The sequence below is a fragment of the Frankia sp. AvcI1 genome, assembly GCF_001420875.1.
Classification (GTDB): domain Bacteria; phylum Actinomycetota; class Actinomycetes; order Frankiales; family Frankiaceae; genus Frankia; species Frankia alni.
This window is the reverse complement of sequence record NZ_LJFZ01000002.1, coordinates 282653-288995: the sequence shown is the minus strand read 5'-3', so window position 1 is coordinate 288995 and position 6343 is coordinate 282653. Positions and strand designations below refer to the sequence as shown.

Annotated in this window: 3 protein-coding genes and 8 pseudogenes; 1 reads left to right on the top strand and 10 read right to left on the bottom strand. The window is 72.3% G+C overall.

Going from position 1 to position 6343, the window contains the following annotated elements; all coding sequences use genetic code 11:
• Positions 1–1132 precede the first annotated feature (1132 nt).
• A pseudogene (locus UK94_RS75735) lies at positions 1133–1916 on the top strand (glycosyl hydrolase); the annotation flags it as partial.
• 94 nt (positions 1917–2010) lie between these two features.
• Here UK94_RS75735 and UK94_RS03465 read toward each other — a convergent pair.
• From UK94_RS03465 to UK94_RS38645, 10 genes and pseudogenes are all read right to left on the bottom strand, one after another.
• On the bottom strand, positions 2011–2490 hold the full coding sequence (locus UK94_RS03465; RefSeq protein WP_041938744.1) for an NUDIX domain-containing protein: 480 nt from the start codon (positions 2488–2490) through the stop codon (positions 2011–2013).
• A 239-nt stretch (positions 2491–2729) separates the two neighbouring features.
• Positions 2730–3226: pseudogene (locus tag UK94_RS03460) on the bottom strand (TIGR03085 family metal-binding protein); the annotation flags it as partial.
• Between the two features lies 1 nt (position 3227).
• A partial coding sequence (locus tag UK94_RS38680; protein WP_235486416.1) for a maleylpyruvate isomerase N-terminal domain-containing protein occupies positions 3228–3389 on the bottom strand: 162 nt, incomplete at its 3' end.
• Between the two features lie 233 nt (positions 3390–3622).
• A pseudogene (locus UK94_RS38675) lies at positions 3623–3895 on the bottom strand (response regulator); the annotation flags it as partial.
• A gap of 1 nt (position 3896) precedes the next feature.
• Positions 3897–4063, bottom strand: a pseudogene (locus tag UK94_RS38670) (response regulator); the annotation flags it as partial.
• Positions 4060–4342: pseudogene (locus UK94_RS38665) on the bottom strand (histidine kinase); the annotation flags it as partial. The pseudogenes UK94_RS38665 and UK94_RS38670, both read right to left, overlap by 4 nt.
• A gap of 10 nt (positions 4343–4352) precedes the next feature.
• Positions 4353–4531 (bottom strand): annotated as a pseudogene (locus UK94_RS38660) (histidine kinase); the annotation flags it as partial.
• Position 4532: 1 nt separating this feature from the next.
• Positions 4533–5063 (bottom strand): annotated as a pseudogene (locus UK94_RS38655) (histidine kinase dimerization/phospho-acceptor domain-containing protein); the annotation flags it as partial.
• Between the two features lies 1 nt (position 5064).
• A partial coding sequence (locus UK94_RS38650; RefSeq protein WP_235486333.1) for a CHASE3 domain-containing protein occupies positions 5065–5880 on the bottom strand: 816 nt, incomplete at its 3' end.
• A pseudogene (locus tag UK94_RS38645) lies at positions 5880–6343 on the bottom strand (PP2C family protein-serine/threonine phosphatase); the annotation flags it as partial. The gene UK94_RS38650 and the pseudogene UK94_RS38645, both read right to left, overlap by 1 nt.

Here is a 6343-nt window from a genome sequence, read left to right as displayed (position 1 = left end):
CCCTGGTCGTGACCGCCCTGCGGGTACCCGCCCGGCGGGTACTCGGGTGGCTGGGACATACGGTGCGCTCCTGATGTCGGCGGGGCGTCCAGGCCGAAACCCGGCCGCCGCCGCGCCTGGCTGCCATGACCACCGGGGCACCGGACCAGCAGCCGCCGGCACGCGCCGGCCATGACTCCCGATCCCCGCACGATCCATGGGTCACCGCTGTGAACCACCGCGGCGCCCCGGTCCGCGCGCACATTGTGACACAACCGGAACCTCTGCCTGCCATACGTTCCACACCACGCGACGCGGTCGGAGCGACCCGCCCAGCGGGCCGCCGGAGCACCGAGTTACCAGGGGTCCCCGAACGGCCGCCGGACCCATCAAACCCACGGCTCCCACAAGGCGCACACATGGTTCGAGACCCACCAGTACGGACGAATCGTGCATAGCGTCCGAGCTGGGACAACGCGCCAGATTCCCTCCGTGTAGGGTCTCGTCATATCTAACTAGGCAGCCGTCCGGGGCACCGAGGGGGTAACCCGGCGGCCACTCCATACATCTCAGGCCGCTGCGCGACACGGAGGTCATCAGCTTCGACGCCGAAGCAGGGACCCGGGGGGGTTCTGACGACGCCACCGCCACGCACGGAGGGATACCTGCGGTGAAACACCGATCGGAGGGCAACCCCAGCCCGCCCCGAGCCCGAGCCGGCTCCCGCCGTCGGCGCCGCCGTCCGCACCATCCCGCCTGGATCGCCTCGCTCGGCGTCCTGGCCCTGCTCGCGGCCGCCATCGGGTGGAGCATCGCCCCCGCACACGACTCGGCCGGCGATGACGGCTCCACCGTCGAGGCCGCCGCCGTCCACGTGAACGCGCGCCATCACGGCGGCGACCCGAAGGCGACGCCCAGCGCCTCGGCGCGACCGAGCGGCACGGGCCGCGGTCACGTCCCGGCCGCCTCGCCGTCTCCCAGCCGAGCGGGCGCGGGCGCGCCGGCCGCCACGACCACCGCGACCACCGCGAAGCCGGTGGTACCGGCCCTCACCAAGCCGGCGGTCCCGACCATCAGGCCGACGGCGAAGCCACCGGCCGCCCCGGTACCGATCGTGCCCGCCGGTGGCGGGGGCGGCTCTGTGCCGGGTGGCATGAGCGGCGTCTCCGCCGGCTCGATGACCCAGGTGCGGGCGTGGGAGAGCTTCCGCGGCTCGCCCGTCAACGCCGTGCTCACCTTCGCCGACCGGTCGAGCTGGCAGACCATCACCAACCCCTGGCTCGGCAGCGGACCGGAGAAGTTCTCGACGTTCAACGGCACGTGGATCATCTCGCAGCCCTTCTTCCCGACCGGTGGCGGCGACATGAACTCCTGCGCGAGCGGCGCCTACTCCGGCCACTGGGCCGACTTCGGCCGCTGGCTGGTCAGCAAGGGGCGCCCGGCGAGCATCATCCGGCTCGCCTGGGAGTTCAACGGCAACTGGTTCCCCTGGTCGGTCTCCAAGACGAACGCCACCACCTGGGTGAACTGCTTCCGGCAGGTCGTCGGCGCGATCCGCTCGACGGACCCCCAGGCCCGCATCGACTGGGCGCTCAACGCCCACAGCGGCGGAGCCTGGTCGGTGTATCCGGGCGACCAGTACGTCGACATCATCGGGATCGACAGCTACGACCAGTGGCCGGCGAGCACCACCGACGCGGCCTTCGCGAAGCAGTGCGCCGACCCGACCGGCCTGTGCTCGGTGATCGCGTTTGCGCGGACGCACGGCAAGCAGTTCTCGGTCCCCGAATGGGGCCTGGTCAGCAAGTCCGACACGGGGGCGGGCCGGGCGGGGCAGGCCGGCGGGGACAACCCCGTCTACGTCCGCAACATGTACCAGACGTTCGCCGCGAACCGGGACGTGCTCGCCTACGAGACGTACTTCAACAACTCCGAGGNCGGCAACGTGCACTCGTCCCTGGTCGGCCCGAACGAGAACCCGACCGCCGCCGCCACCTACGCCTCGCTCTGGTGAACCGGCCGGCGGCGCCGTCACAGCCGGATCGGCGCCGCCGGCGGTCCCGAACGCAGCCAGCCCTCGACGAGGCCGACCAGGCGCGTTGGATACACCGTCTGCTTCGTCGCCCGCAGCTGGGGCACGGTCCACCAGGCCCAGCCGAGGATCGACCCGCGTTCGGTCTCCGTCCAGGACGACGAGTCGAGTTCGAGGCGGTGCGGGACCCGGGCGACGAAGAACGTGTCGAACTGCGCGTACTCGCGGCCCAGATAGGTGAACGACGCACGGCGGGTGGCGACCGCCGGACCCGGGTCGAGGAGGCGGTAACCGACCTCCTCGAACACCTCCCGGACCGCGGCCTGCTCGGCGCTCTCCCCCGCGTCGAGGCCGCCGCCGGGCACGTGCCACCACTGCGGCGCGTCGTCGAGGGTCGGATCGTGCGACCGGAGCAGGAGCACCGCGTCGGCGGGGTCGACGAGCACGACCCGCGCGGCCAGGCGAGTTTGCGGGGCCATCCTGCCAGCCTGGCACCCCGAACCCCCGCACGAGCCCCTACCAACGCCCCGACCCTCCGATGTGGCGCGAATCGCCGCCCGCCACCGGCCACCATGTTTATCCAGAGGGATAAATCGGACGCGGAAGGGCTCCGGATAAGCAGAGATCGCGGCTGGAGCCAGGGCCGGGATCGGGACTGGGACCGGGACCGGGGCTGGGGCTGGGGCTGGAGCTGGGGCTGGGATCGGGCTGGGGCGCGCTAGAGGCCGACGGGGGTCGCGCGCAGGAGCTCGACGTCGTCGTCGGCGCCGCGCAGCTCGACCCGGGCGGCCTCGATCCGCCCGAACGCGTAGAGGACGAGCTCCTCCGGCGGCCCCATGATCTCCACAGTCGGCTCGCCGGCGTGCAGGATGCGCCGGCCTGGCCGGTCGGTGCGCTCGGCGACGACGCCGACACCGGCCCGGCGGAACCCGGCGAATCCGATCAGCCGGAGGGCCGCCCACATCGCGTCGCGGCTCGTGTCGTCCAGCGTGCGAGGCTCCCAGCCGGCGTCCGCGCGGCGAACGTCCTCGGCGTGGACGAAGAACTCGACGAAGTTCGCGGCGTCGTCGATCAGCCCGAGCCGGGTCGGCTGCCACCATGGTGGTCCGGCCCGGAAGGTCTCCACCAGCTCGGGATAGGGGTGGGCCCGCATGGTGGCCCGCTCGGCCCGCTCGGTGATGCCGTGCAGGCTGCTGATCACCAGGCCGGGCGCGGNCCAGGGCACCCGCTCGCGGGTGACGAGGTGCGCGGCCAGGTCGTGGTTGGTCCACCCGGTGCAGAGGGTGGGATGACCCGGGCCGAGGTCGGTGAGCAGATCCGCGAGCGCCTGCCGCTGCGCGCGGGCGCGGCGCTGGGCGGGTTCCGGTCCGGTCGCCATGAGCCGCACTCTAGGCGACGCCGGCCGTGGCGGGGCGCACCGCGACAGGTGCCGCGCACCGATTCCCCGATCTCTGCCCCGCCCGCACCACCCGGAAGCGGCGGGCGAAGCGTCGCCCGGCAGGTCATCCACCCCGCGACCGGGCACCACACCGATGCCACCATCGTCCCCGGTGAGATGTCCCACCAGCGCCGTGCCGCCCGGCGGTGCGACCGCGGGGCGGCCGGGCGGACCTACTGGCCGGGCAGGCGGGCGACGGTGACGAAGAAGTCGTCGATGTGACGCACCACCGCCACGAACCGTTCGAAGTCGACGGGCTTGGTGATGTAGGCGTTGGCGTGCAGGTCGTAGCTACGCAGCACGTCCTCCTCGGCCTCGGAGGTGGTGAGCACCACCACCGGGATCCGCCGTAGCCGCTCGTCGGCCTTGACCTCGCGCAGCACCTCCCGCCCGTCGCGGCGCGGCAGGTTCAGGTCGAGCAGGATGAGGTCGGGGCGGGGTGAGCCNGCGTACTCCCCCTCGCCGCGCAGGTAGGCCAGCGCCTCGACGCCGTCACTGACCACGTTGAGGTGGTTGCGCAGCTTGTGGTCCTCGAACGCCTCCCGGGTCATCAGCACGTCGCCGGGATCATCCTCGACGAGAAGCACCTCGACCGGGACGAGCGGTTCGCTCACGATGATCCTCCGGATGACCTTGCGCTGTTGGGGGCGGGGGCAGGGTTGGACGGTACGGGTGCTGGCGGTTCGGCCGTGGACGGCGCCGCCGCCGACGACGCCGCCGACGCCGGGGCGGACACCGATGGCAGGCCCGCGGCCTCGACGGCGCCGACCAGGGCGGCCGGCTCGGACATCGGAGCCAGCAGAGCCTGTTTGGGCAGGGTGAAGCGGAAGGTCGTGCCGTGCTCCACGGTCGCGTCCAGCCAGATCCTGCCACCGTGGAACTCGACGATCTTGNGGCACAGGNCCAACCCGATCCCCGTGCCCTCGTACACGTCCCGACCGTGCAGACGCTGGAAGATCACAAAGATCTTCTCGGCATACTCCGGGTCGATGCCGATGCCGTTGTCCGCGCAGGCGAACTCCCAGTCCTCTGCCCGCTCGACGGCGCTGACATGCACGCGGGGGATCTCGTCACCGCGGAACNTCAAGGCGTTGCCGATCAGGTTCGTCAGCAGCTGGGTGAGCAGCACCGGATCACCCCGCACGACGGGCAGCTCGTCCGCGGTGACCTCGGCCTGCAGACTCTCGATCGACAGGGACAGGGTGGTCGTGGCCCGGCCGAGGACGTCGCCGAGCGCGATCTCGACGAAGCCGTCGGTGCTCCGCCCGACCCGGGAGAAGGCGAGCAGGTCGTTGATGAGCTGCTGCATCCGCTTGGCGCCGTCGACGGCGAAGGCGATGTACTGCGTCCCCCGCTCGTCGAGCTTGTCGCCGTAGCGCCGCTCCAGCAGCTGGCAGAAGCTGGCCACCTTCCGCAGCGGCTCCTGCAGGTCGTGCGAGGCGACGTAGGCGAACTGCTCCAGGTCACGGTTGGACCGCTGCAGCACCTCGGCCTGCGTCTCCACGGCGATCCGCGCCGCCCGCGCGACCCCGAGCTCGCTCAGGAGCTGCTGGCGCATCGACTCCACGTCGCCGGCCAGCGCGATCATGTCGGGCGGCCCCGCAGGTTCGACCANGTGATCAAGCCGGCCGGAGGCCACGGTCCGCGCATCGGCGGCCACCTGCTCGATCGGCCGGGTGACCCAGACCCGCAACGCCCGCGCGATCGCCGCCAGCAGGACGATCAGAACCAGCGCGCCGATCGCCAGGGCGAGGACGAGGAAGTGCAGCGCGGCGCCGACGTTGTTCCGGGCCTTGATCGCCTTCGTCCGCAGCGCCGACTCCAGGTCGTCGGACGCGGCGCGGACCGCGTCGAAGCGCCGCTTGCCGACCTCCGGCGACAGCGCGGTCGCCGCCTTCGGTCCCCGGTCGCGCACGGCGGTGATGGACGGGTCGGCGTAGTCGCGGTGCCAGGCCAGGATCCGCTCCCGGAGGGTGCGGAGCTTGCCGAGCAGGTCCGGCCGCTCGGCAAGCCGGCGTTGCAGGTCGGCGAGCTGGGCGCTCTCATCGCGGCGGCCGGAGTTGTAGGGCTCGAGGAACTCCTCGTGCCCCTGGAGCAGGTAGCCGCGCATCCCGGTCTCCTGGTCGACCAGGCTGCTGACGAGCTGCGCGGAACCCAGCAGGGCCGGGGCCATGATGTCGCTGCGGGTGTGGATGGCGTTGTCCAGCCGCACCAGCGACGACACCACCAGCCCGACGATGATGAGCAGGGCCACCGCCGCGACCGCGTAGGTCACCCCGAGCCGGCGCCGCAACGGCCAGCTCCGACCGAACCCGAACCCGAACCCGGACCTGGACCTGGACCTGATCGACTCGGGGGTGGCGGGTGAGCCGGGTGAGCCGGGGGTGCCCTCCGGGTCGAGAGTGCCGGAAGGCCCACTGGGCACCGCCATCAGTCGGCCCCCCACATCAGCAGCAGCAGGGCGACGTCGTCGGTGAGTGGGCCGCCGTTGCGGGCCTCGACCCGGTCGATGAGGCTGTCGAGCAGGCCGTCCGGCCCGTCCGGGGGCCAGAGCTGGGCGATCTCGGGCAGCACACCCTCCCAGCCGAGTGGCTCCCCGCCCGGGCCCTCCCGGCCCTCGAGCAGGCCGTCGGTCGCCAGTAGCAGCACCCACCGCGGGCCGAGCTCGACCAGCACCTCCTCGGTGAGGTCCTCGTCGAGGATGCCCAGTGCCGGCCCGACGACGTCACCGGGCAACGCGGCGAGCCGGGGGTGCAGCAGCGCGGGTGGCGGATGGCCGGCCAGGCGCATCCGCAGCGAGGCCCGGTCGGGCGCGATCGAGAGGGCACAGACGGTGGCGAAGATCTCGTCGCGTTCACGTTCGCTGACCAGCACCCGTTGGAGATACCCGAGCC

Excerpts from the sequence above, each read along its gene's own strand:
- UK94_RS03465 (WP_041938744.1), bottom strand. The coding sequence starts at position 2,490 with ATGGCCCCGCAAACTCGCCTGGCCGCGCGGGTCGTGCTCGTCGACCCC.